Origin of the sequence: Colwellia sp. 1_MG-2023, from assembly GCF_030546755.1 — a bacterium.
Classification (GTDB): domain Bacteria; phylum Pseudomonadota; class Gammaproteobacteria; order Enterobacterales; family Alteromonadaceae; genus Thalassotalea_H.
In genome coordinates, this window is sequence record NZ_JAUOPE010000016.1 from 38264 (window position 1) to 60672 (window position 22409).

At 36.1% G+C, this 22409-nt stretch carries 23 protein-coding genes; 17 read left to right on the top strand and 6 right to left on the bottom strand.

Annotation, left to right across the window (positions count from 1 at the left end; all coding sequences use genetic code 11):
* Nucleotides 1-100 precede the first annotated feature (100 nt).
* Nucleotides 101-2209 (bottom strand): ATP-dependent DNA helicase DinG, encoded by a 2109-nt coding sequence (dinG, locus tag Q4493_RS15845; RefSeq protein ID WP_303454695.1) that lies wholly within the window; start codon nucleotides 2207-2209, stop codon nucleotides 101-103.
* A gap of 101 nt (nucleotides 2210-2310) precedes the next feature.
* Between dinG and Q4493_RS15850 the strand changes: the two genes are divergently transcribed.
* From Q4493_RS15850 to Q4493_RS15860, 3 genes are all read left to right on the top strand, one after another.
* Nucleotides 2311-4788, top strand: a complete 2478-nt coding sequence (locus Q4493_RS15850) for a DNA polymerase II (protein ID WP_303454696.1) — start codon at nucleotides 2311-2313, stop codon at nucleotides 4786-4788.
* Nucleotides 4789-4940: 152 nt separating this feature from the next.
* Entirely contained in the window at nucleotides 4941-6119 is a 1179-nt protein-coding gene (locus Q4493_RS15855) for a cystathionine beta-lyase (RefSeq protein WP_303454844.1), read from the top strand.
* Between the two features lie 163 nt (nucleotides 6120-6282).
* On the top strand, nucleotides 6283-8139 hold the full coding sequence (locus Q4493_RS15860) for a DUF885 family protein (RefSeq protein WP_303454698.1): 1857 nt from the start codon (nucleotides 6283-6285) through the stop codon (nucleotides 8137-8139).
* 67 nt (nucleotides 8140-8206) lie between these two features.
* On the opposite strand, the gene Q4493_RS15865 is transcribed toward Q4493_RS15860, so the two are convergent.
* Nucleotides 8207-9169 (bottom strand): integron integrase, encoded by a 963-nt coding sequence (locus tag Q4493_RS15865; protein WP_303454701.1) that lies wholly within the window; start codon nucleotides 9167-9169, stop codon nucleotides 8207-8209.
* 298 nt (nucleotides 9170-9467) lie between these two features.
* Here Q4493_RS15865 and Q4493_RS15870 point away from each other — a divergent pair, with 298 nt between their 5' ends.
* From Q4493_RS15870 to Q4493_RS15905, 8 genes are all read left to right on the top strand, one after another.
* Complete coding sequence (locus tag Q4493_RS15870) at nucleotides 9468-10310, top strand: TIGR04219 family outer membrane beta-barrel protein (RefSeq protein ID WP_303454703.1); 843 nt, start codon at nucleotides 9468-9470, stop codon at nucleotides 10308-10310.
* 1105 nt (nucleotides 10311-11415) lie between these two features.
* Complete coding sequence (locus tag Q4493_RS15875; protein WP_303454705.1) at nucleotides 11416-11784, top strand: hypothetical protein; 369 nt, start codon at nucleotides 11416-11418, stop codon at nucleotides 11782-11784.
* A 1147-nt stretch (nucleotides 11785-12931) separates the two neighbouring features.
* Entirely contained in the window at nucleotides 12932-13120 is a 189-nt protein-coding gene (locus tag Q4493_RS15880; protein WP_303454707.1) for a hypothetical protein, read from the top strand.
* Nucleotides 13121-13660: 540 nt separating this feature from the next.
* The gene (locus Q4493_RS15885; protein ID WP_303454710.1) at nucleotides 13661-14053 is read left to right on the top strand and encodes a hypothetical protein; all 393 of its coding nucleotides are present in this window, start codon (nucleotides 13661-13663) and stop codon (nucleotides 14051-14053) included.
* A 124-nt stretch (nucleotides 14054-14177) separates the two neighbouring features.
* A complete protein-coding gene (locus Q4493_RS15890) occupies nucleotides 14178-14453 on the top strand; it encodes a hypothetical protein (RefSeq protein WP_303454712.1) in 276 nt (91 codons plus the stop codon).
* A 120-nt stretch (nucleotides 14454-14573) separates the two neighbouring features.
* The gene (locus tag Q4493_RS15895) at nucleotides 14574-15020 is read left to right on the top strand and encodes a hypothetical protein (RefSeq protein WP_303454714.1); all 447 of its coding nucleotides are present in this window, start codon (nucleotides 14574-14576) and stop codon (nucleotides 15018-15020) included.
* A gap of 110 nt (nucleotides 15021-15130) precedes the next feature.
* The gene (locus Q4493_RS15900; protein WP_303454717.1) at nucleotides 15131-15523 is read left to right on the top strand and encodes a hypothetical protein; all 393 of its coding nucleotides are present in this window, start codon (nucleotides 15131-15133) and stop codon (nucleotides 15521-15523) included.
* A 489-nt stretch (nucleotides 15524-16012) separates the two neighbouring features.
* Nucleotides 16013-16303: a hypothetical protein gene (locus tag Q4493_RS15905; RefSeq protein WP_303454719.1), complete on the top strand. Its 291-nt coding sequence runs from the start codon at nucleotides 16013-16015 to the stop codon at nucleotides 16301-16303.
* Between the two features lie 409 nt (nucleotides 16304-16712).
* Here the strand turns inward: Q4493_RS15905 and Q4493_RS15910 are convergent, their stop codons facing one another.
* A complete protein-coding gene (locus Q4493_RS15910; protein ID WP_303454722.1) occupies nucleotides 16713-17000 on the bottom strand; it encodes a type II toxin-antitoxin system RelE/ParE family toxin in 288 nt (95 codons plus the stop codon).
* Nucleotides 16990-17238, bottom strand: a complete 249-nt coding sequence (locus tag Q4493_RS15915) for a type II toxin-antitoxin system Phd/YefM family antitoxin (protein WP_303454725.1) — start codon at nucleotides 17236-17238, stop codon at nucleotides 16990-16992. Before Q4493_RS15915 ends, Q4493_RS15910 begins: the two co-directional genes overlap by 11 nt.
* Nucleotides 17239-17402: 164 nt before the next feature.
* Here Q4493_RS15915 and Q4493_RS15920 point away from each other — a divergent pair, with 164 nt between their 5' ends.
* Nucleotides 17403-17951 carry a hypothetical protein gene (locus Q4493_RS15920; protein ID WP_303454728.1) on the top strand — a complete coding sequence of 183 codons (549 nt, stop codon included), beginning with the start codon at nucleotides 17403-17405 and terminating at the stop codon, nucleotides 17949-17951.
* 99 nt (nucleotides 17952-18050) lie between these two features.
* On the opposite strand, the gene Q4493_RS15925 is transcribed toward Q4493_RS15920, so the two are convergent.
* Nucleotides 18051-18329 carry a type II toxin-antitoxin system RelE/ParE family toxin gene (locus tag Q4493_RS15925; protein ID WP_182224195.1) on the bottom strand — a complete coding sequence of 93 codons (279 nt, stop codon included), beginning with the start codon at nucleotides 18327-18329 and terminating at the stop codon, nucleotides 18051-18053.
* Nucleotides 18326-18610 (bottom strand): damage-inducible protein J, encoded by a 285-nt coding sequence (locus tag Q4493_RS15930; RefSeq protein WP_189379672.1) that lies wholly within the window; start codon nucleotides 18608-18610, stop codon nucleotides 18326-18328. Before Q4493_RS15930 ends, Q4493_RS15925 begins: the two co-directional genes overlap by 4 nt.
* A gap of 199 nt (nucleotides 18611-18809) precedes the next feature.
* Between Q4493_RS15930 and Q4493_RS15935 the strand changes: the two genes are divergently transcribed.
* The 5 genes from Q4493_RS15935 to Q4493_RS15955 all read left to right on the top strand — a co-directional run bounded on the left by Q4493_RS15935 (nucleotide 18810) and on the right by Q4493_RS15955 (nucleotide 22263).
* Nucleotides 18810-19088 carry a type II toxin-antitoxin system RelE/ParE family toxin gene (locus Q4493_RS15935; protein WP_303454740.1) on the top strand — a complete coding sequence of 93 codons (279 nt, stop codon included), beginning with the start codon at nucleotides 18810-18812 and terminating at the stop codon, nucleotides 19086-19088.
* A complete protein-coding gene (locus Q4493_RS15940; protein WP_242286581.1) occupies nucleotides 19088-19381 on the top strand; it encodes a HigA family addiction module antitoxin in 294 nt (97 codons plus the stop codon). The genes Q4493_RS15935 and Q4493_RS15940 overlap by 1 nt, the downstream gene beginning before the upstream one ends.
* A 484-nt stretch (nucleotides 19382-19865) precedes the next feature.
* The gene (locus Q4493_RS15945) at nucleotides 19866-20411 is read left to right on the top strand and encodes a hypothetical protein (protein WP_303454744.1); all 546 of its coding nucleotides are present in this window, start codon (nucleotides 19866-19868) and stop codon (nucleotides 20409-20411) included.
* A 147-nt stretch (nucleotides 20412-20558) separates the two neighbouring features.
* The gene (locus Q4493_RS15950; RefSeq protein ID WP_303454746.1) at nucleotides 20559-20966 is read left to right on the top strand and encodes a GFA family protein; all 408 of its coding nucleotides are present in this window, start codon (nucleotides 20559-20561) and stop codon (nucleotides 20964-20966) included.
* 124 nt (nucleotides 20967-21090) lie between these two features.
* The gene (locus Q4493_RS15955) at nucleotides 21091-22263 is read left to right on the top strand and encodes a serine hydrolase (RefSeq protein WP_303454748.1); all 1173 of its coding nucleotides are present in this window, start codon (nucleotides 21091-21093) and stop codon (nucleotides 22261-22263) included.
* The last annotated feature ends 146 nt before the right edge of the window (nucleotides 22264-22409 follow it).

The window sequence follows — 22409 nt, forward strand, 5'->3', positions numbered from 1 at the left end:
TATTTTTAACGATTATTTAAGTTTTAAACGCTTAAGTTCGTGGATGATTAAGCTGATAAGTGAGCTGATGGTTTACCGGTTAAAGTCAATATTTTAGATGTTAGCCGCGTTGATAGGGCGGTAAAGAGTTAAGCAGATCTTTACCGTAACGTTTCGACACTAAACGGGTGTCCATAATGGTAATAATGCCGGTATCTTTTTCATTTCTCAGTAAGCGTCCAGTGGCTTGTACTAGTTTTTTTGAGGTTTCAGGAACCGAAATTGACATAAAAGGGTTACCGCCTTTGGTGGTTATATATTCGGCTTGTGCTTGTTCAACGGGTGAGGTTGGTACAGAAAACGGCAGTTTAGTAATGATTAAGTTAGTTAAATATTTACCGGGTAAGTCTAAACCTTCCGAAAAACTTTGTGTGCCAAAAATTATACTGTCTTTATCGTTATCACATAATTTTTTGTGCTGTTCGATAATATGTTGACGAGACTGTTCACCTTGTACTTGAATACTAAGCTGGTGCTCTTCTCTTAATGATTTTGCTACTTGTTCCATCTGCCAATACGAAGAAAATAAAACTAAGCTTGCTTTACCTTGTTTGATTAGCGCAGGTAATTCTTGAATTAATTCATCGGTAAATTCACTGGCACTTGGTTCATGTTTCATGGGATGAACAAACAATTTAGCGTTATTTTGATAATCAAAAGGCGAGTCTACTTTTTGATATTGAGTTCCATCGTTGGTTTGTAAACCTACTTGACGGCGAAAATGATCAAATGAATTTAGCGCTAAAATAGTTGCAGAGCACAACACCGCGCCTTCGCATTTACTCCATAAGTTATCTTCTAAGGTAAAGCCCACTTCAATAGGAGAGGCCGATAATAAAATATCAGGACGCTTTGAAGTGATTTTTTCCATCCATCGAGCCATAGGCGCGCCTTTTTCATTATCTGACACTGCATACATGCTCCACAAAGCCTGAAAATTTTCTAAGCGTTGGATCATAAACCCGCATTCAGCTAGAGCGGGTTCGGCTAAATACATTTGCACATCACCGTCTTTTACAGATTCCATTAACAAGTTGTAAAGTTTGTTACTGTGGCTTAGACATTTTTTACTTAGCTCAGTTAAATCTTGCGCCCAATTTTTTAAATTTTTAGGAATGATGCCGTTTTCAAAGCGATAAATACTGTTGTCATCTTCTCTGGCAAATCGATTGTTTTTATCAACTTGTTCGGCAAAATATAACGCTTGATTGTTATCAATAAAGGTGACGACTTTATTCAATTCCCCGATCAAATCTTGGCAATCATCGCTCAATTTTAACGAGGGACTAATCACTGATTGCGATTTTATTAACTTAGACAGTTTGGCAGAAAGTTCTTTTAACTTTTCAAGCCAGTCAAGGCTTCCCTTTACGGTTACACTGGCGCTAGAGTGGTCACGCGTAACCTTAGGTAAGTGATGCGCTTCATCAATAATATAAAAAACATCCTCTGGAGCAGGCAATATTCTACCGCCGCCAAGCTCAAGATCAGCGAGTAATAAACTATGATTAATTACCAAAACTTCACAGGTTTCCATCGCTTCTCTTGCTTTATGAAACGGACAGTGCGCATGCTCAGCTAAGGTTTTCAAACAGCTGTGTTTGTCTGATTGAATTTGTTGCCAAATAAAATGAGGTATCGGATCTGCCCATGAATCAATATCACCTTGCCATTGATTATTTTTAAGCGCGTTATGTAAATTAGTTAATAATTTGATATCGATAGCACTGGGTTTTTGAGCAAAGGTAAAGCCGGCTTGTGGATTGTCATGTTGGCTGACTGCCGCCGCTAACTTTTGTTGGCAAACATACCGTTGTCGACCTTTTACTAAACTGAAATTAAAATTTAACCCTGAATGCTCTTTTAAAAAAGGTAAGTCTTTGTCTACCAATTGTTCTTGTAGGGCAACGGTGGCGGTTGAAATACACACCGTTTTTTGTCGAGACAAGGCTAACGGGATAGCACCTAACGAATACGCGAGTGATTTTCCGGTACCGGTTCCGGCTTCTATGGTAATTATTTTTCTCGATTTATCGTAATCACCGGCAAGCGTTTTAGCGATTTCGGCAATTAAAAACGTTTGTTGTTTTCTAGGATTAAAGTTAGGAAGGTTTTCACCAATGGTTTTGTAAGCCGTGCGTATTATTTGTTTTATCTTATCTGTTAACATAAGTAGTATGTGTTAGGCGCTGGCCAACTATCCATCAAGTAATTTTTATCATACAATGCTGTATATAATAACAGGTTATTAGCGACTATTAGAACCTTTTCATGACAATTTCTTCAACTAACACATCCGCTTCTCAGTTAAGCGGCTTTATTTTAACGCGCCAAGCCTATGATACTAAACAAGGTATCGAGCTTTCATTTTGGCTAAAAACTCAACAGGGCGTACAAAATTTTCTGGTTAAGCATGAAAAAGCCGTGTTTTTTATTGAAGCTAAAGATCAAGACAATGCCAGCCATTTGCTAACCAAAAATGACGTGGTTATTGAAGATATCAAACCCGTACCGCTAAAAACCTTTGCACAACTACCTGTGGTTGCTATTTACTTTGCTACTATGCGAGCATTTTATCGTGGCAGAGATCTGCTAAAAGCTCATGACGTTAAATGTTATGAAGATGATTTTCGTCCAGAAGAGCGCTACTTAATGGAACGATTTATCACAGCTAGTGCGCAATTTTCTTTAACTGACACGCAAGAGTTAACCGAGCAACTACGAAAAATTAATTTTCCCGTACATCTCGTCAATAAATCACGGGCAATACCCGCAGAGCAAACACTTGACGCGATTAGTTTGTCGATGGTTTCACTCGATATTGAATGTTCTATGAAAGGGGAGCTTTATTCCATTGGCCTTTATTCGGAAAACCTCAACAATAAGGTGTTAAAAAAAGTATTGATGATCGGTGATCAAAATATTTTGGCACCGTCAAAAAAGTTGAATGCTAAGCAAGTCGCAGACATTGAAGAGGATGTGGTTTGGCTAAAAGATGAGCCAGCGCTTTTAACCGCGTTAATTGCATGGATTCAAGAAAACGATCCAGATGTGTTTATTGGTTGGAATGTCATACAGTTTGATTTTGCTTTATTACAAAAACGATGTGATATACACGGCATAAATTTTACGATTGGTCGTGATGGGCGTGTGCCTCGTTGGCGAAAAAATAAAACCAGTGAGCAGCAATTTATCGACGTAAATGGCAGGATCATCTTAGACGGAATCGACTTATTAAAAACCGCTACTTACAACTTCCCCAGTTTTTCTCTCGATTATGTGGCACGAGAACTTTTAGGTTTACACAAGCAGGTGGACGATGTTGATAATCGCGTCAAAGAAATTACCGAAAATTTTCATCATGATAAATTAGCGTTAGCAGCCTATAACCTAGAAGACTGCCGATTAGTCACCTTAATTTTTAATAAAACCCAATTACTTGAATTTGCCATGTTACGGGCGCAATTAACCGGCCTTACTGTTGATAGAATTGGTGGCTCAGTTGCCGCATTTACCAACTTATATTTACCTAAACTACATCGCGCAGGATATGTCGCGCCTAATATGGGCGATGGCTTAAAAGGACTTGTTTCGCCCGGCGGTTATGTAATGGATTCAATTCCTGGTTTATATAAAAATGTATTAGTGCTTGATTTTAAAAGCCTATATCCGAGTATTATTCGCTCATTTAATATTGACCCAATGGGCATGATTGAAGGCTTAAAATCGCCACATAATGCGATACCCGGCTTTGATGGCGCTTATTTTTCCAGAGAACAACACTTTCTGCCGGATATTATTAACCAATTATGGCTAGAGCGAGATAAAGCGAAAAAAGAAAAAAACGCCGCTTTGTCACAAGCAATTAAAATTATCATGAACTCTTTTTATGGCATTTTAGGCTCAACCGGCTGTAGGTTTTTCGACCCTCGCTTATCGGGATCTATCACCAAACGTAGCCACGAATTATTAAAAGTCACGAAAACTTGGATAGAAGATAAAGGCTATAAAGTCATTTACGGCGATACCGACTCAATATTTGTTCATGTTGGAAATGAAAAATCGGCTAAAGAGTGCCAACAATTAGGCGAAAGCTTACAAGATTTCATAAATGCTAAATGGCAAGACAAACTTTACACAGATTTTGCCATTGAAAGCCAGCTTGAAATAGAGTTTGAAACGCATTTTTGCCAATTTTTTATGCCGACTATCAGAGGGTTAGATGTAGGAACCAAAAAACGCTATGCCGGTGTGGTGTTAAAAAACGGCGAAGAACAGCTTATTTTTAAAGGCCTTGAAAGTGTAAGAACGGATTGGACCGAGCTTGCCAAAAAATTTCAACGTGAGCTTTATTTAAAAGTGTTTAATGGCGAAGAAGTCAAAGACTACGTGATTGATATAGTAAATAAAACCAAAAACGGTGAAATGGACGACTTACTTATTTATCGCAAACGCATTCGTCGTAAATTAGAGCAATACGTGAAAAACGTACCACCACACATAAAAGCGGCGCGTTTAGCGGATGACATTAACGAAAAAGCCAATAAACCGTTAAAATTTCAAAATAAAGGCTGGATTGAATATTATTTAACGACGGTTGGTCCCCAGGCGAAAGGTTATGTCAATGCGCCGCTTGATTATCAAGTGTATGTTGATAAACAACTATCAACCGTTGCGGACGCTATTTTACCTTTTATTGGCACGAGTTTTTCAGAAATAACGGATGCTCAGATGAATTTATTTAATTAAGAAAATTTCGTTATAAAAAATAGCGTGCAACGGGAAACTATTCACGTTATAACATCAATATTAATAGCTATTTAGATGGCTAGATGGTTGTGTTTCTGTATAACCATCTTGTTTTAAATAGTGTAGTTCTCCTAAAAAAGAGTAGCCAAATGATGAAAAAAGAGACCAAGTTTGTCAATGCCGGTCGACAATCAAAATGGACAAGAGGCGTGGTTAATCCGCCAGTAGAGCGAGCTTCAACCGTTGTTTTTGATTCAGTAAAACAAATGAAACATGCCACAGTGAATCGTGGTAAACAAGTGCTCTTTTATGGTCGCCGTGGTACATCAACCTCTTTTGCCTTCAGTGATGCCATGACCGAATTAGAAGGTGGCGCAGGTTGTGCTATTTATCCTTCAGGCACGGCGGCTATCACCAATGCTATATTGTCGTTTGTGAAATCAGGCGATCATATTTTAATGGTAGATACTGCTTACGAGCCGACCCGTGATTTTTGCGACAAAATGCTGAAAAATATTGGCGTAGAAACTACTTATTATGATCCGTTAATTGGCAAAGACATTGAATCGTTAATTCAAGATAACACCTCAGTGATATTTTTAGAATCACCCGGTTCAATTACCATGGAAGTGCAAGATGTTCCCGCCATTGCAGAAGTGGCCCATAAACATAATTGTATTGTAATGCTTGATAACACTTGGTCTGCAGGGGTGAACTTTCAACCTTTTGATTACGGGGTTGATATTTCAATTCAAGCGGCAACTAAATATATTGTTGGCCATTCTGATGTAATGCTTGGCACTGCTATCGCCACAGAAGAACACTGGGAACAACTACGCGAAAATAGTTATTTAATGGGACAATGTACCTCTCCTGATGATTTATATTTAGCCATGCGTGGTATTCGTACCTTAGGTGTACGCTTAAAGCAACATCAAGACAATGCGTTAAAAGTGGCACAGTGGCTAGCAACACGAGACGAAGTGGATGTGATTTTACATCCTGCCTTTGAAAGTTGCCCAGGCCATGACATTTTTAAACGTGACTTTACTGGTGGTAACGGTTTGTTTTCATTCGTATTAAAGCGTGGTAATCAAGCTGCTGTGAATGCGCTGTTAGACGGCATGCATCATTTTAAAATGGGTTATTCATGGGGCGGTTTTGAAAGTTTAATTTTAGCGAATACTAACGTGGGTAGACTACGTACTGCAACAAAGTGGCCGTACGAACAACCACTGATACGTTTACATATTGGTTTAGAAAACGTTGATGACTTAATTGACGATCTTGCTCAAGGGTTTGAGCGATTAAATGCCATATTAGACAAATAATTTCTTTTGCTGTAATTCAAACGTTAGGTGCTTAATTGCACCTTCGTCTGTGTTTCTTTACAACTTTCATCTCAATTTTCAACCGCTTAATCCCGAAAAGCTTGCGCTCACCTTGTCATTGTGGGAAAAAGAAATCCTTCTTTGATAACAATAAATAGATCCTATGATAAAAAAATCTTTATTAGCTGCGGCTGTATCATCAGCTTTGATGTTAACCGCGTGTAATGACAATCAAGAAACTGCCAAAGAAAACTCTGTTGAAACTGCTTCGAACGTTGACACAAAAGTCACTGAAGCTGCATTAGATGCATCTGCACAAGCCAATAAACTTTTCGATGAGTTATATAAAGCAAGTGTTATGCGCAATCCAATGTATCAAACCTATTTAGGTATAAAAGACGATTACGATAAATGGAATGATATTTCAGAAGAAAATACCTTAAAAGAACTCGCTATCACCAAAAAAGATTTGGCGACGGTTAAAGCGATAGACATAAACAAATTAGACCCACAAACTAAAATTAGCCGTACGTTATATATTCAAAAATTAGAAAATAGCATTGCTGATCATAAATGGCGTTTTCATAGCTATCCTGTTAATCAAATGTTTGGTCTTCACTCTCAAATTCCTGCTTTTTTGATCAATCAACATTCAATTGCTAACGAAAAAGAAGCGCAAGATTATATTGCCCGTGTACAAGGCACTAAAACGTTATTAAAACAATTGGTTGATAACTTAAAATTGCGTGAAGAGCGAGGCATTATTGCGCCTAAATTTGTTTTTGAGCATGTTATTCGTGATTCAAATAATATTATTACTGGTGCACCATTTGAAAAAGGTGAGGCAAGTACGGTACTTGCTGACTTTACGCGTAAAGTAAACAACCTAGAGATTGAAGAAGAGAAAAAATCTGCATTAATTAAAGCAGTAGAAACTGCCTTAACGACATATTTAAAGCCAGGATATGATGACCTAATTACTTATCTTAATCATTTAGAGTCTAAAGCTGACGATAGAGATGGTGCTTGGAAATTTCCTGAAGGTGAAGCGTTTTTCAACAATGCCTTAAAACGCACAACTACGACTGATTTAACCGCTAACGAAATTCATGAAATTGGCTTGAGTGAAGTAAGTCGTATTCATGACGAAATGCGAGTAATTAAAGATAAAGTTGGCTTTGAAGGTGATTTAAACGCCTTTATGGAATTTATGCGTAGCGATAAACAATTTTACTATGTAGGTGACGAAGCAGGAAAAGCGCGTTATTTAAGTGAAGCCGTTGCGTTAATTGATGACATGAAAGGGCGTTTAGATAGCTTATTTTTAACCAAGCCAAAAGCTGAATTAAAAGTGAAAGCGGTAGAAGCCTTTAGAGAAAAATCAGCGGGTAAAGCATTTTATCAATCGCCTGCGCCAGATGGATCGCGCCCTGGTATTTATTATGCAAACTTGTATGACATGGAAGCAATGCCAACGTATCAAATGGCAGCACTTGCTTATCATGAAGGCATTCCAGGACATCATATGCAAATGGCCATTAAGCAAGAGCTTGAAGGCTTACCAATGTTCAGAAAATATGGCGGCTATACCGCTCATACAGAAGGTTGGGGCTTATATTCTGAAATGATCCCGAAAGAAATCGGTTTATATCAAGACCCTTACTCTGATTTTGGACGCCTTGCTATGGAATTATGGCGTGCTTGTCGATTAGTGGTTGATACGGGTATTCACACCAAAAAATGGACGCGTGAGCAAGGTATTGAATATTATGTAAATAATACACCTAACGCAAAATCTGATGCAGTTAAAATGGTTGAACGTCATATCGTAATGCCATCTCAAGCAACGGCTTATAAAATAGGTATGCTTAAAATTGTTGAATTGCGCGAAAAAGCGAAAACAGCATTAGGTGATAAGTTTGATATTCGTGAATATCACGACATTATCTTGAAAAATGGCCCAGTACCGTTAAATGTACTTGAAAATTTTGTTGACGAATATATTGCTTCTAAAAGTTAAATAATGCAGTAAAGTTTTCGAGCTTTTTATGTTGATTTAAAACTAGCCGTTCAAATGAACGGCTTTTTTATAAGTCTGATAACGGACTTCTCACGCCATTAGCTCCTTGTTCAATCACGTGCGTATAAATTTGTGTTGTTCTGACATCAGTATGGCCTAATTGCTCTTGAACCGTTCTAATGTCTGCTCCGCGCTGTAACAGGTGAGTGGCGAATGAATGCCTGAAAGTATGACAAGTAACATGTTTATTAAACGATAATGTATTGCTTGCTGTTTTCACCGCTTTTCGAATACTGGTTTCATTAATGTGATGGCGTCTTAATGCTTGTACTTCAGGGTCTATGCTGAGGCGTTTAGCAGGAAATAAATAATGCCAGCCTAAATCAAACGGCGCAGAAGGATATTTTTTTGCTAATGCGTAGGGTAAATAAACTCCTTGATAGTTTTTATTATGCTTATCGGCTTCGAAGTAAGACGTTGCGTGGGCAATTTGTTGCTTTAATGCCGGTATTAACTCTTTTGCCAAGGTTACGCGCCGGCTTTTGTTGCCTTTACTTTGCCAAATATTGATGCAGAAATATTTAAAATCAATATCTTGAATTCTTAACCTAGTAACTTCCATTAACCTTAAACCACTGCCATACATGAGCTGGCAAGGTAAAATATAATTCGCATTTATTTCAACTAACAGAGATTTGACTTCATTTGGTGTTAAAACAACGGGTAGCTTATTACTTAGGCGACTTTTGTTAAAGTTTAGCTCTAATGAAAGTGGATTATTTAAAATGTGAAGATAGAGAAAGACTAAAGCATTTAACGCAATACCTTGCGTTCTAGGGGCAAGATTTAATGAATTAGTTAAATAAGATAAGTATTGTTCAACTTCTTCATTATGACAGGATGCAGGATGCTTTTTGTTTATAAATAGAATATAGCCTTTGATCCAATAAACATACGTTTGTATTGTTCGCTTTGCGTATCTTTTTAACCGCATTTTATCTTCGATCATTTGTAAAAAAGGGGATGACATTTTATCTTCCTTGACTGTTTTTATATACAGTGTAGGTTTGATTCACGTTTTTTACGAATTTGAATGAATATTTTGAAGCCATTTTGACGACCCTAAAATAAATACGTATTAAAAAATATATAGTTAGGTTATATTTAAAAAATTAAATTTATTTAAATAGCATTGGAACTTGATGTAATAGACATGAATTATTCCTGCTATTAAACTGTTAGGTTTTCTGAATCCTTGTGGTTATAACTGTGATGGCGACTTGATAAAACATGGAACATGCCGTTCGTAAATTAAGGATAATAACTCGATGATAAAGCGTCTTTTTTCAGTAACGCTTGCTGCATTTTTTACGGTTAACGTACAAGCAGCTTTTACTTTTACCCCAAAAGAAAATAATAAGGTTGGACTATATCTTGGCGGCCAAATCTGGCAAAGTGTTGCTAGTGGTTTTTTTGGTGAAAAAAACACGCTAATTGATTTTAATCTAAAAAAAGAACAGCAAAATAACTTCTTTGTTGCCTTCGTACATCCTTATTCTTTACTCCCTAATGCACGTATTTCAATTACTACAATTGATACCAAAGGTGAAATCACTTCAACTCAAGCATTTAACTTCGGCGATGGAACCTTTACTATTGGTGACAATGTTAATGCCAGTTTTAATGTCAGCTATGTCGATTACACCTTATATTATGGATTATTTAATAACCGCTTATTTTCATTTGATTTGGGTTTAACCGCTAGAGACTTTAATGGTGATGTTACTGTAACAAGACCCAAAAGGCTTGCTGAGGCTAATTGTTATGATGATCTGCCAGAAACAGTTTGTGGGGAATCAACAGATACAGATACTCCAACGGGTAAAATAAAAACTGACGAGGTTTTGCCTATGTTGTATGCTGCCACTAACATTAGCTTGCCTTTAACTAACTTAAGTGTATTTGCCCAAGGTGATTTTTCATTTGTAGATGACCATTCAATTTCTGACTATCAAGTTGGTTTAAGTTACGATTTAAATGATAGCAGAGTGGTCGATTTTAATGTGACCCTAGGGTATCGAGTCGTGAAAATAGCATTCGAAGATTTAAACAACTTATATACCGATCTTGATTTTAAGGGTGTTTTTGTTGGTGTGATCACACACTTTTAAAGGCTAGAGCTTTAATATAGGTGCTATAAAAACCTAACAAGTCGCTCAAGCTGACAAAAAACAGTTTGCTGGCTGCGCCATTTTAGCAAACCGTTTTTGCAGCTTAGCAAAGCGTTATATACCACAACTAATTCTGTTTTAATTGTTTCTGGGCATTTGTGTATTTCAAACAACTTGGTGTGTAATTCTTTTGGTTTTGTATTCATTTAACCATTGGTTTTTAAAACTCAGCTTGGTATTAATTCCTGTTAATCAGGTTTTGGTTTACGTTGTGGTAGTGTTGCAGTTATAGTTTCAAACATTGTTTTAACTGGCAGGTTTAGCTAAATTATTCAAAAAATATATAACAAGTAAATTAAATGGACTTTTAACAGTTTAGCTGGTTTTGTGTTGTATTTAAGTTTGGGTTATTACTGTTAAAAGCCATTTATTTAGGCGTTATATACCGCAACTAATTCGATAAAAAGTTTCTCAGGTATTGGTGTTTTAATTGAAACTTGGTAATGAATTCTTTGGGCGTATTTTAGGTTTTACTTTTGTTAGTTCTTCGGCAAATTTAAGAGTAAATTCTGTAATATTCGCATTCAGGTTTACGTTGCGGTGGGTGAAGGCTCAAATAGTTATGTGAGTTACTAGCTTATAAAAAGGTTGTTAACGTAATGATGTAGCAAGTATTTATATAACAAGCAATTCAACGGGACACGTAACAGTTGGCTGCGTTCACTCCGTTCACAATGTTAGCCAACTTTACTTTGCCCGTTAATATGGGCGTTAGCTGTCTTTATCTTTGGGTGTAAAAACAAGGATTAGTTTTTAATGAATAAAATGGATTTTCAAATCTCATTATTCAATTCTTCAATCCATTTTTTTACATTCATCTTAATTCGCACTTTTTCTTGGTGTTGTTTTTAAGGTAGGGTAAAGTCTTAAATTATTCAGTTGTTTATAAGTATTTAAGGCGGTAAACCGCTCAAGTATTGTGTAAACAGCTAACAAGGCAATCAAACGGAAAATTTACAGTTGGCTGTTTTTCGTTCCTCAAACATTTTAGCCAACTATAATTTTCCGCTTATTGAAGCGTTATATACATTTTGAGGTTTGGCGTATGAAAAAGGATTTTCTAATAAACTTTATGTTGCCATTTATATTTGGCTTTATTATATGGTTTATCTCCCCAGAGATGATTGGAAAAATTGAACCTTGGGATTCAGGAAGTTTGTATTATTTATCATCCTTAATCCTAATTGGTGTAATTACAGGTGTATTAAATACTAAATATTTGTCACTAGCATGTTTCTTACTTTTATATTTGGGTGTTGCATTAAGTCAGATAATTTATCTTACTTATTTTTTACCTTACCCGCCATCGCAGTATTTTGGTGTAGGTGTTATTTTTATATGTTTTTATAGTTTCATTCCATTAGGTTGTAGTATTTTAGTATCGTATATAAAATCTAAAATGATTGGTAAATAATGTATATAACAAGTCACTAAAGCAGGACAAATAACAGTTGGTTTTTGCTCCTGCGTCGCTTATTTTAACCAACTATTTTTTGCCTCTTAGTGAGGCGTTATATACCGCAACTAATTCGATAAAAAATTTCTCAGGTTTTGGTGCTTTTATTTGAATCTTGGTAATGAATTCTTTGGGTGTATTTTAGGTTTTGCTTTTGTTAGTTCTTCGGCAAATTTAAGAGTAAATTCCATAATATTCTCATTCAGGTTTACGTTGCGGTGGGTAAAGGCTCAAAAAGTTATGTGAGTTGCTAGCTTATAAAAAGGTTGCTAACGTAATGATGTAGCAAGTATTTATATAACAAGCAATTCAACGGGACACGTAACAGTTGGCTGCGTTCACTCCGTTCACAATGTTAGCCAACTTTACTTTGCCCGTTAATATGGGCGTTATATACCGCAACTAATTCGATAAAAAGTTTCTCAGGTATTGGTGTTTTAATTGAAACTTGGTAATGAATTCTTTGGGCGTATTTTAGGTTTTACTTTTGTTAGTTCTTCGGCAAATTTAAGAGTAAATTCTGTAATATTCGCATTCAGGTTTACGTTGCGGTGGGTGAAGGCTCAAATAGTTATGTGAGTTACTAGCTTATAAAAAGGTTGTTAACGTAATGATGTAGCAAGTATTTATATAACAAGCAATTCAACGGGACACGTAACAGTTGGCTACGTTCACTCCGTTCACAATGTTAGCCAACGTTACTTTGCCCGTTAATATGGGCGTTATATACCGCAACTAATTCGATAAAAAGTTTCTCAGATATTGGTGTTTTAATTGAAACTTGGCAATGAATTCTTTGGGTGTATTTTAGGTTTTACTTTTGTTAGTCCTTCGGCAAGTTTAAGAGTTAATTCTGTAATATTCCCATTCAGGTTTACGTTGCGGTGGGTAAAGGCTCAATAAGTTATGTGAGTTGCTAGCTTATAAAAAGGTTGTTAACGTAATGATGTAGCAAGTATTTATATAACAAGCAATTCAACCGGACACGTAACAGTTGGCTACGTTCACTCCGTTCACAATGTTAGCCAACGTTACTTAGCCCGTTAATATGGGCGTTAGCCAGCTTGAAATGAGTTGACTCAATTTACATTTAAGGAGAAATCAATTGGCTTCAGATAAAAAGAGAACTAAATCAAATAAAGTTGCAGCTGGTCTCGCGCTTGGCGTCGGTGTAGGTTTAGCAATTGGTTCTTCTATGGGAAATGTTGGCGCAGGATTGGCAGTTGGAATTGCAATAGGTATTGTTTTGGGAGTTAGTATGCAAAAAAAGCAAGATTCCGAAAAAGAAGATTAATAACTGAGTGTAAAAGCAGGCTAACAAGGGTTTTCAAGTCGGACAAATTACAGTTGGCTTTTTGTTCGTGCCTCACTTATTTTAGCCAACTGCAATTTGCCGCTTAAAACGGCGTTAGCTGTATAAGCATGTGAGGTATACCATGGAAGGAATATTAAACGTTTTATTTCCATCAATTTTAATAGTTTTAATTATACATTTACTAAAATTGGTGTCGTTATTTCGATTTTTACTATTAATTTTTTTAGCTATATCATCTACATTCTTTGTCGACTTCTTGTATTGTGAAACCCTTAAGTCAAGTTGTTCATCCGATCCATTGGTCGGGTTAGGTTATATAATTCATTCAATTTTAGTGGTGGTTGTTTCATTTGTTCTTGAAATAGCTCGGACAAATTTGTTAATCCAACTAAAAAGCAAATACAGCTAACAAGCTGTTAAACAAGGACAAAATACAGTTGGCTTTTGCTCCTTCGTCGCTTATTCTAGCCAACTTTATTTTGCCCATTAACGAGGGCGTTAGGTGTTTTGGAGAGTTTCGTGAATTGGAAGCAGGTTAATCTTTTTAGCATAATTCTTTTCTTAGCTTTAGTTGCTTCTGGTATTACTTTCGGATACATGATTGGCTCTAATGAATCATGGCAAAATGAATTGCCTTATTGGTATTCATATGTTCAATGGTTAACCTCGTTTTCTATCGGTTTTGTTGTGTTTTTTGTAATGACAATTAAATATCCAATTAAACCTTATACACATGCTTGTTGTATCATGATTTTAGTTACAATAGTTTCGATAACAATAGAGTTAATTGTTTTTCAAAACATTGTGTTTATGGTTTTTATAATAGAAACTATTTTATTACTGTTAGGTTTGGTATTTGGAGCTTCTACAGGTAAGTGCTTTACAAAAAACTCCGTAGTAACAAACACCTAACAAGAATTTAAAGCGGGACTGCTAACAGTTTGCTCGGTTTCGCTTCGCTACACATTTTAGCAAACAATTATTAGCCCCTTAAATGGGCGTTATGTTTTCATCAACTATCGAGTATGGAGTTCTTATGGAAGATCGAATTTACGAATTAATTAAAGGTTGGGCTGGAATTCCAACATGGCATACAACACATCCAATGGATCAAGAACGCTTTTCTGTTGCTATGCATAATATAGTAGCTGAACTAGGCGCGTCTGTTGATATAGACTCTTTTGAAAATGCTTTACGTCGCCACGCTGAAAGTAACCCTGCAATTTTAGGCGCGCCAGAACATTGGGACAATATAATTACAAAGTTTGTAATTAAAGCTGAAACTATATTTACCTACGAACAAGCACGTTAAAAACATAACAAGCGCATTAAGCACGGGACTGCTAACAGTTTGCTCGGTTCCGCTTCGCTTCACATTTTAGCAAACTATTATCAGCCCCTTATGCGGGCGTTAGGCTGAAAAGGAAAGTTCATGTCACATATCTATGATTATTTTACAAATCCTTCTGAATTTTCAGTTATGTGTCCAAAATGCGAAAATGAAGCCTTATTTGAAACTCCATCAGATCCTATTGAAAAACAAATGCCAAGTGGTGGATTGCGAATAATTCGAAACAACGTTCACAAAAAAAGAATTGGATTATATAAGTGTTCAAGTTGTGGCACTCAAGGAAAAACAACGATTTCGTGGCCTAACGATGCCTACTATAAAGCTGAGATAAAAGGTAAGTTGTTTTGGGCTTGGAATAGAGATAATGTTATTGCAACTTTAAGTTTTGTTACTTCTAAGCATAGAGATAAAAAAGATTACCCTGAGAGTTTAAAGTTTTTAATGCATTTACCATCACACTTTATTTCAGCTAAAAATCGTCCTGACGCTATAAAAAAATTAACAAAACTATTGGGCAATTCAGCCTAACAAGGCAATCAAGCAGGACAAAATACAGTTGGTTTTTGCTCCTTCGTCGCTTATTTTAACCAACTATTTTTTGCCTCTTATTGGGGCGTTAGGCATACATAAGGATAGTTATGAGTTTACCGATTGATCAAGTGATCGCATATATGATGACAGTAGTATCAGTAATACTATTTATTATAGAGAAGCGTAAAAATAGTAAAGCGTCAGTCTATATGTCTTTACAAGGACTTTTAAAGGCTTCATATGCAAAATTTAAAATGCATCAATCTAACTATGGCTTACTTCTTCAACCAAAAATAGAAAAGACTGAGCGCCCAGTTACTTTAGAAGAACATTTATTATATGTGCAAATGGTTTCATTGGATTACGAGGCTCAAATGGAAAATATTCTTGGAATCATGAAATCTTTAGAAATAAAAGAAGATTCTATTTTTAATAAAAATGATTTCACTGGGCATGAAGAAATGCTGAAAGATATTCGTAATCGTAAACAGCAAGCATAGTATGCCTAACAAGCGCATTAAGACGGGACTGCTAACAGTTTGCTCGGTTCCGCTTCGCTTCACATTTTAGCAAACTATTATCAGCCCCTTATGCGGGCGTTAGCTGTCTTTATCTTCTAGTGTAAAAACAAGGATTAGTTTTTAACGAATAAATGGATTTTTAAATCTCATTATTCAATTCTTCAATCCATTTTTTTACATTCATCTTAATTCGCACTTTTTCTTGGTGTTGTTTTTAAGGTAGGGTAAAGTCTTAAATTATTCAGTTGTTTATAAGTATTTAAGGCGGTAAACCGCTCAAGTATAGTGTAAACAGCTAACAAGGCAATCAAACGGAAAATTTACAGTTGGCTGTTTTTCGTTCCTCAAACATTTTAGCCAACTATAATTTTCCGCTTATTGTAGCGTTAGCAGTTCATAGAGGAAATAGTGTCGAAATTCAAAAATTCGAATCATCATAGATTGTTTACATACACCTTGGGTTGCCTAATGATTCCGGTCATTGCTTTAGGTAACGGTGAATTAGAAATTTCATTAGTTTCTTCGATTGTAGTTATATTGTTGTTTTATTTCGATCGCACTTTTTCTTTTTATAAAAAAGTATTACCTAAATACGATTTATTTATGAAATACTCATTTGGTGTTGGAATGTTACTATCTTCAATAGGATATATTTACCCAGAACATTCAAAATGGTTATTTTTACTTTGGGGGTTACCAACGTTCATTTATGGGTACTCTTATGCGTCAATAATCGATAAAGATAAAAAGAACAGCTAACAAGCCAATTAAAACGGGACTGCTAACAGCTTGCTCGGTTCCGCTTCGCTACACATTTTAGCAAGCTAATATCAGCCCCTTATTGGGGCGTTAGCTGTCTTTATCTTTGAGTGTAAAAACAAGGATTGGTTTTTAACGAATAAAATGGATTTTTAAATCTCATTATTCAATTCTTCAATCCATTTTTTTACATTCATCTTAATTCGCACTTTTTCTTGGTGTTGTTTTTAAGGTAGGGTAAAGTCTTAAATTATTCAGTTGTTTAAAAGTAGTGAAGGCGGTAAACCGCTCAAGTATTGTGTAAACAGCTAACAAGGCAATCAAACGGAAAATTTACAGTTGGCTGTTTTTCGTTCCTCAAACATTTTAGCCAACTATAATTTTCCGCTTATTGTAGCGTTATATTTCTCTAGCTTGTGCGTTTCATTGCAACTTTGTAGACTTTTCCTTTGTCGCGCTTTCCTACTGAAATCACAGTGACGGTAATGATAGAGTCATTTACTTCGTAAACTAGGCGATATCCAGCTTGTCTCAATTTAATTTTATAAAGTTCATTGGCACCTGATAATTTAGCACTTTGGATATGTGGGTTTTCTAAAACTTCACCTAGTTTCTTTTTAAACTGCTGCTGTACGGTTGAACCAAGCTTCTTCCATTCCTTCAGCGCTGTTTTTTTAAATTCTAACTCATAGGTCATTTAAACTAACCTTTATGCTCTCTTCACTTTTTCTAGATTCAGCAATACTCAATAGCTCAAGATCTTCCATGTGATCCATCATAAATTCATAAGTATCTGCTGGTATGCAATAAAAAGCAGGTTCATTTCTATTTAAAACAGCAATTGCTTCACCATTTGCGCTCATAGCAACTTTCATTGGGTTAGCTTTCAATTCACTAATGCTCGCAGCGGCTTCAGTTAATATTCTAGTAGTCATACGCTTCTCAGTGCTTTAAAGTGGTCTTTATTTAGGTCTTAGTATAATCCTCGAAACATAACAAGGCAATTAAACGGACAAAAAACAGTTGGCTGTTTTCGTTCCTCAACATTTTAGCCAACAATTTCTAGCCCCTTAACGAGGCGTTAGCTGGAAAAAGGTTTATGAGTCTAATCCTAGTTACGGATGTATTTGGTGTTACGTCAGCCTTATTAGAAATAAGTAAAAAACTAGGAGCAAACTCTATTGTTGATCCATATTCAGGTCAAATGATGGAGTTTAAAGATGAGGCCAATGCATATTCATATTTCGTAAATGAAATTGGTGCAGATAATTACCTACTTCATTTATTAAAAGCGGTTAAATCAATTAATCAACAAACAACATTAATAGGCTTTAGTGTTGGAGCTACTGCTATTTGGCGCTTGTCAGAAATAGAATGTAATAGCTTTATCAATCAAGCATATTGCTTTTACGGCTCACAAATCAGGAACTTCACAAAAATAGAGCCACGCTTTAAAATAAATTTGGTATTCCCGAAAAGTGAACCTCACTTTGATGTTGCGGAATTACAAAGTAATATTGCTGAAAAAGATAATGTTAAAACTAAAAAAGTAGAATATTTACATGGCTTTATGAATTATTATTCAAATAATTATAGTAAGTATGGTTATATGGAGCACATCGAGTTTCTGTGTTCAATTTCCAGCTAACAAGCCAATTAAGCGGGACTAAAAACAGTTTGCTCGGTTCCGCTTCGCTTCACATTTTAGCAAACAATTTTTAGCCCCTAATTGGGGCGTTAGTTGCCTTTATTCTGGTGGGAAATTCTGCTTTTGGTGTAAAACTCGCATTATTCTAATCGTATCACCATCAACCCAATAAGAAACAATCATTGATATTTCAGGAATGATTAACACTCTTCCACGAAAAATGTCTCTTTTAACACCCATTAGTGGGTGTTCTATTAAGTTTTCAACTTTAGCTTCAATAGTTTGATCAGTTTTTTCTGCTGCACTTGGATTAAAATCAAAAAGAAATTCAAATATTTTTTCACGATCATTTAGTGATTCTTCTTCCCAAAAGATCATGATTTGTCTCTATTACGGATTTTTTGTTTTCTTGCTTCCATTAATGTTTTTGCTTCATCATGTACAATAAAATTAGCTTTTCCGTTATCAAACTTGTCAAATGCTGCATTTATTTGTTCCGATAACCATGCATCATGGCTTATAGTTTTTCTCTGTTCTTCTGCTAAACCTTCTGTAAGTTCTCGGCATGCGTCGCTAAGAGTACGGCCTTGGCTTTCGGCCATTTGTTGCGCCAAACGTTTCGTTTCTTCATCAACTCTAAATTGAATGCGAGTGTCCATAATAAGTTACCTTAATTAGTGTTGTGCTCACAAATGTTAGCACTGCAATTAATCCAAGGCAACTAACAAGTTGCTTAAACGGACAAAAACAGTTGGCTTCCCTCACTTCGTTCGTTATTGTAGCCAAACTATTTTTAGCCGCTTAGCAAAGCGTTATATTTTTATCGACGAGTGATGCGCATCACGCTATACTTGTGTCATGATTAAATCTTTCAAACACAAAGGCCTCAAGAAATACTTCCAAACAGGAAGTGTTGCTGGAATTCAGGCTAAGCATCAACGTAAATTACGGATGCAACTTACAGCATTAGATACCGCACAAGAAATTGATGATATCAATTTACCCGGTTTTAAATTGCACCCACTAAAAGGGGATCGGGATGGGATTTGGTCTATTACTGTAAATGGTAACTGGCGCATTACTTTTGAATTCATCGATGGTAATGCATATATTCTCAACTATGAGGACTATCACTAATGACTATGCATAACCCGCCACACCCTGGAGAGTTTATTTACGACGTATACCTAGAACCAGCAGGTTTTAGCTGTCGTTATTTGGCTAAACAACTAGATGTAGCATCATCTACTTTAAATAGGGTTCTAAAAGGGCAAAGTGCTATCTCACCTGAAATGGCACTTCGTTTGTCTAAGGCAATTGGCAGAACTCCTGAGAGTTGGTTAGCAATGCAAGATAACTATGATCTTTGGCATGCTAAACAACAAATTAACTTAACAAATGTTCATGCAGTAAATTTTGCTGTGGCATAAAAAATATAACAAGTTGCTTAAAAGGAAAAATAATGGTTGGCCATCGCTCCGCGATTATAGCCAACCATTATTTCTCTCTTAGCAAGGCGTTATGTATCTAATGGAGTTTTTGTACATGGACAAAAGTATCGAGAATAATAAAGGTTTGATTGCTGACCTTAAAGCACTTCGTGCAAACTCAAATGTATATAATTTATGCTGTTTGCATAATTTTATTTTTTTTAGTTCACTTCTTTTATTTCGAAACAGAGATGTTTTCTAATTACTTGGGTTTGCTTTTCGTTTTCGCTATTAGCTTAGTGAAAGATGGTTATTCTAAGAGTGTTAAGGTAAACAAACGAGTTAATTCTATAGTTGAAGAGTTCAATAGAAAATAGAGTTAACGATACATAACAAGGCAATCAAGCAGGAAAATTTGCAGTTGGTAAGTTGAGACTCTGGGCGACTTGCTAGTAGTTTTTTCAGAGACTTAAAGGAATAAATCATGAAACTACAAATTTTGACTTCTATCGCAGTTGTTACAGGCCTTCTATCTGGATGTGCTGGAAACTTATATACACATACTTCAAAAAGTTCTACGTGTGTAGAGGATGATGGAAAGTGCACAGGTGTTTACAAAGGGATTACGTATCGTCCCTTATTAAAATATACTGAAACTTATACGCAAGATCGGGTTTTAGACTCTAAAGGAGTAGTAACACATTTTGCTGGTGCTGATGGTGATAAAGCTTGCGTTCCAACGGTAGTTACAGAAGAAAAGTTAATCCCCGATCCTGATAACGAATATATGATTCAATATGATCCTGCGTTTTTTGAAACATCAACGTTTACAGTTAAGTTGTCTCCACTGGGTACTTTATCAGAGGTTGGTACTAGTTCAACTCCAGGCGGAAAAGCATTGGTTGAGAGTTTCACTGGATTAGCTACAACAATCAAAACTTTAAATCATGGTCCAGTAAGTTCAAGCTTTGTCGATGATTCGAGTAATAAACTTTTATGTTCACATGGTAAGGTGTTTTTATCGGAGTAAACAGCATAACAAAGTGGGTGTATTATCCATACAAGAATTTCAAGCGGGACTGCTAACAGTTTGCTCGGTTTCGCTGCGCTACACAATTTTAGCAAACTATTATCAGCCCCTTATGCGGGCGTTAGAGAGCTGTAGGAATATCGAATTATGTATCTAGGCAAATGTTTATGCGGCGAAGTGCAAATAAAAATAAATGGTGAAATCAGTGACATTATTCACTGTCATTGTTCTTTATGCAGAAAAAATAGCGGTACAGCTTTTGCCACAAATGGTTTCATAAACTCTTTAGATTTAGAGATTGTATCAGGCAAGAATAGCTTAAGTTCATTTTCATTTAAACCAGGTAAACATAGGCATTTCTGCACTAATTGTGGCTCTCCAGTTTATAGTTCAAATGAACAAGATCCTACACGTTATAGACTAAGATTGGGTATTCTTGATTCAGATATAGAAGAACGCCCAATCTCTCATAATTTTGTTTCTTCAAAAGCAAATTGGGAAGAACTGGATGCTAAGCTACCAAGATATGACTCGTTTGAGCCTAGCCGTAAATAGCTTTCTAAAAAGCTCTTTAATGAGGACAAAATACAGTTGGCTTTTGCTCCTACGTCGCTAATTTTAGTCAACGTTACTTTGCCCGTTAATATGGGCGTTAGATTTTTCACAGAGTTCATAAGTTATGATGATAAATAAACTTTTAATCAATTTTTCTATGCTATTTATTTTGGTCTGCATGAATACTAATGCTCAAACTGTATTTAAGAATGTTGATATTGAAAATATATCAAATTCACGGGCTTTAATGTTAGATACTTCTTTTTTAGCGTTGATTAAAAAACACAAAATTAATACTGCTGGTGTTGCAGTGATCAAAGATCGTAAAGTTATATGGCAGAACCAGTACGGATTTCAATCTCCAGGTATTCCTGCATCAGCCAATACATTATTTGACGTTGCATCATTGACGAAAACAGTAACCGCAGAAACCATACTAAGACTCATTGCGCAGGGTAAACTCTCGCTTGATGAATCAGTAGCACCATACTGGATAGATCCAGATCTAATGGGTAATCCAAAACTTCACCAATTAACACCTAGAATGTTACTTTCCCATACTAGCGGATTTATGAATTGGCGTTATTTTTCTAACGATGGAAAACTAGACTTTGTCAATACGCCCGGAACAACTTTTGGTTATTCAGGAGAAGGTTATGAATATTTGGCGAAGTATGCCGAGAATAAAATAGGAGTGCCATTCGAGAAACTGGTTCAATCGACTGTCTTTGACCCCCTTGGTATGGACAATGCCTCAATTGGTGTACATAAGAAAAACTTCACTCGTATCGCAAAACCGTTAGATAAAAATGGAAAATTCTATGGGTATTATTGTCATCCCCAAGGTTACTGTAAAGAAGAGGGGAGCTATTCTGCTGCGGCAAATTTGGTTATAACAGTAGCCGACTATGCGAAGTTATTAATTTCATCAATGGCTGGCGAAGGGTTAAATCTTAATCTCAAACAAGATAGAAATAAGATGCAAGGTATACAGTTTACACAAAGCGATATTGATTGTGGTGACACTAGCGAGATTCAATGTCCGACCAAACTTGGTTACGGATTAGGGTGGAGCATATCCCAATTGCAAAACGATAAACTTATTGGTCACAGAGGTACTAACTGGACGGTAGTCTCGCTAGCGTATTATTATGAAGGGAGTGGTGATGGGTTAATTATTCTCTTCAATGCTCCCAACAAAGCTGGAATAGCAGGAATGATTGATGCCCTTAAGTTGCTCGATCCAGACTCTCCGGAAATACACGGATATAAACTACGACTTTCGAGAACTAATTGACAATTAATGTAGGTTTGAACAGTGCAGTTTCAATCCTGATTAGCGTATAAAATCTAACAAGCAGTTAAACAAGGACAAAATACAGTTGGCTTTTGCTCCTTCGTCGCTAATTATAACCCACTATTTTGTTGCCCGTTTATGGGTCG

Bases quoted from the DNA above. Each gene is read 5' to 3' on its own strand.
- dinG (WP_303454695.1), bottom strand. From the start codon at position 2,209: ATGTTAACAGATAAGATAAAACAAATAATACGCACGGCTTACAAAACC.
- Q4493_RS15850 (WP_303454696.1), top strand. From the start codon at position 2,311: ATGACAATTTCTTCAACTAACACATCCGCTTCTCAGTTAAGCGGCTTT.
- Q4493_RS15855 (WP_303454844.1), top strand. From the start codon at position 4,941: ATGAAAAAAGAGACCAAGTTTGTCAATGCCGGTCGACAATCAAAATGG.
- Q4493_RS15860 (WP_303454698.1), top strand. From the start codon at position 6,283: ATGATAAAAAAATCTTTATTAGCTGCGGCTGTATCATCAGCTTTGATG.
- Q4493_RS15865 (WP_303454701.1), bottom strand. From the start codon at position 9,169: ATGTCATCCCCTTTTTTACAAATGATCGAAGATAAAATGCGGTTAAAA.
- Q4493_RS15870 (WP_303454703.1), top strand. From the start codon at position 9,468: ATGATAAAGCGTCTTTTTTCAGTAACGCTTGCTGCATTTTTTACGGTT.
- Q4493_RS15875 (WP_303454705.1), top strand. From the start codon at position 11,416: ATGAAAAAGGATTTTCTAATAAACTTTATGTTGCCATTTATATTTGGC.
- Q4493_RS15890 (WP_303454712.1), top strand. From the start codon at position 14,178: ATGGAAGATCGAATTTACGAATTAATTAAAGGTTGGGCTGGAATTCCA.
- Q4493_RS15895 (WP_303454714.1), top strand. From the start codon at position 14,574: ATGTCACATATCTATGATTATTTTACAAATCCTTCTGAATTTTCAGTT.
- Q4493_RS15900 (WP_303454717.1), top strand. From the start codon at position 15,131: ATGAGTTTACCGATTGATCAAGTGATCGCATATATGATGACAGTAGTA.
- Q4493_RS15905 (WP_303454719.1), top strand. From the start codon at position 16,013: ATGATTCCGGTCATTGCTTTAGGTAACGGTGAATTAGAAATTTCATTA.
- Q4493_RS15910 (WP_303454722.1), bottom strand. From the start codon at position 17,000: ATGACCTATGAGTTAGAATTTAAAAAAACAGCGCTGAAGGAATGGAAG.
- Q4493_RS15915 (WP_303454725.1), bottom strand. From the start codon at position 17,238: ATGACTACTAGAATATTAACTGAAGCCGCTGCGAGCATTAGTGAATTG.
- Q4493_RS15920 (WP_303454728.1), top strand. From the start codon at position 17,403: ATGAGTCTAATCCTAGTTACGGATGTATTTGGTGTTACGTCAGCCTTA.
- Q4493_RS15925 (WP_182224195.1), bottom strand. From the start codon at position 18,329: ATGATCTTTTGGGAAGAAGAATCACTAAATGATCGTGAAAAAATATTT.
- Q4493_RS15930 (WP_189379672.1), bottom strand. From the start codon at position 18,610: ATGGACACTCGCATTCAATTTAGAGTTGATGAAGAAACGAAACGTTTG.
- Q4493_RS15935 (WP_303454740.1), top strand. From the start codon at position 18,810: ATGATTAAATCTTTCAAACACAAAGGCCTCAAGAAATACTTCCAAACA.
- Q4493_RS15940 (WP_242286581.1), top strand. From the start codon at position 19,088: ATGACTATGCATAACCCGCCACACCCTGGAGAGTTTATTTACGACGTA.
- Q4493_RS15945 (WP_303454744.1), top strand. From the start codon at position 19,866: ATGAAACTACAAATTTTGACTTCTATCGCAGTTGTTACAGGCCTTCTA.
- Q4493_RS15950 (WP_303454746.1), top strand. From the start codon at position 20,559: ATGTATCTAGGCAAATGTTTATGCGGCGAAGTGCAAATAAAAATAAAT.
- Q4493_RS15955 (WP_303454748.1), top strand. From the start codon at position 21,091: ATGATGATAAATAAACTTTTAATCAATTTTTCTATGCTATTTATTTTG.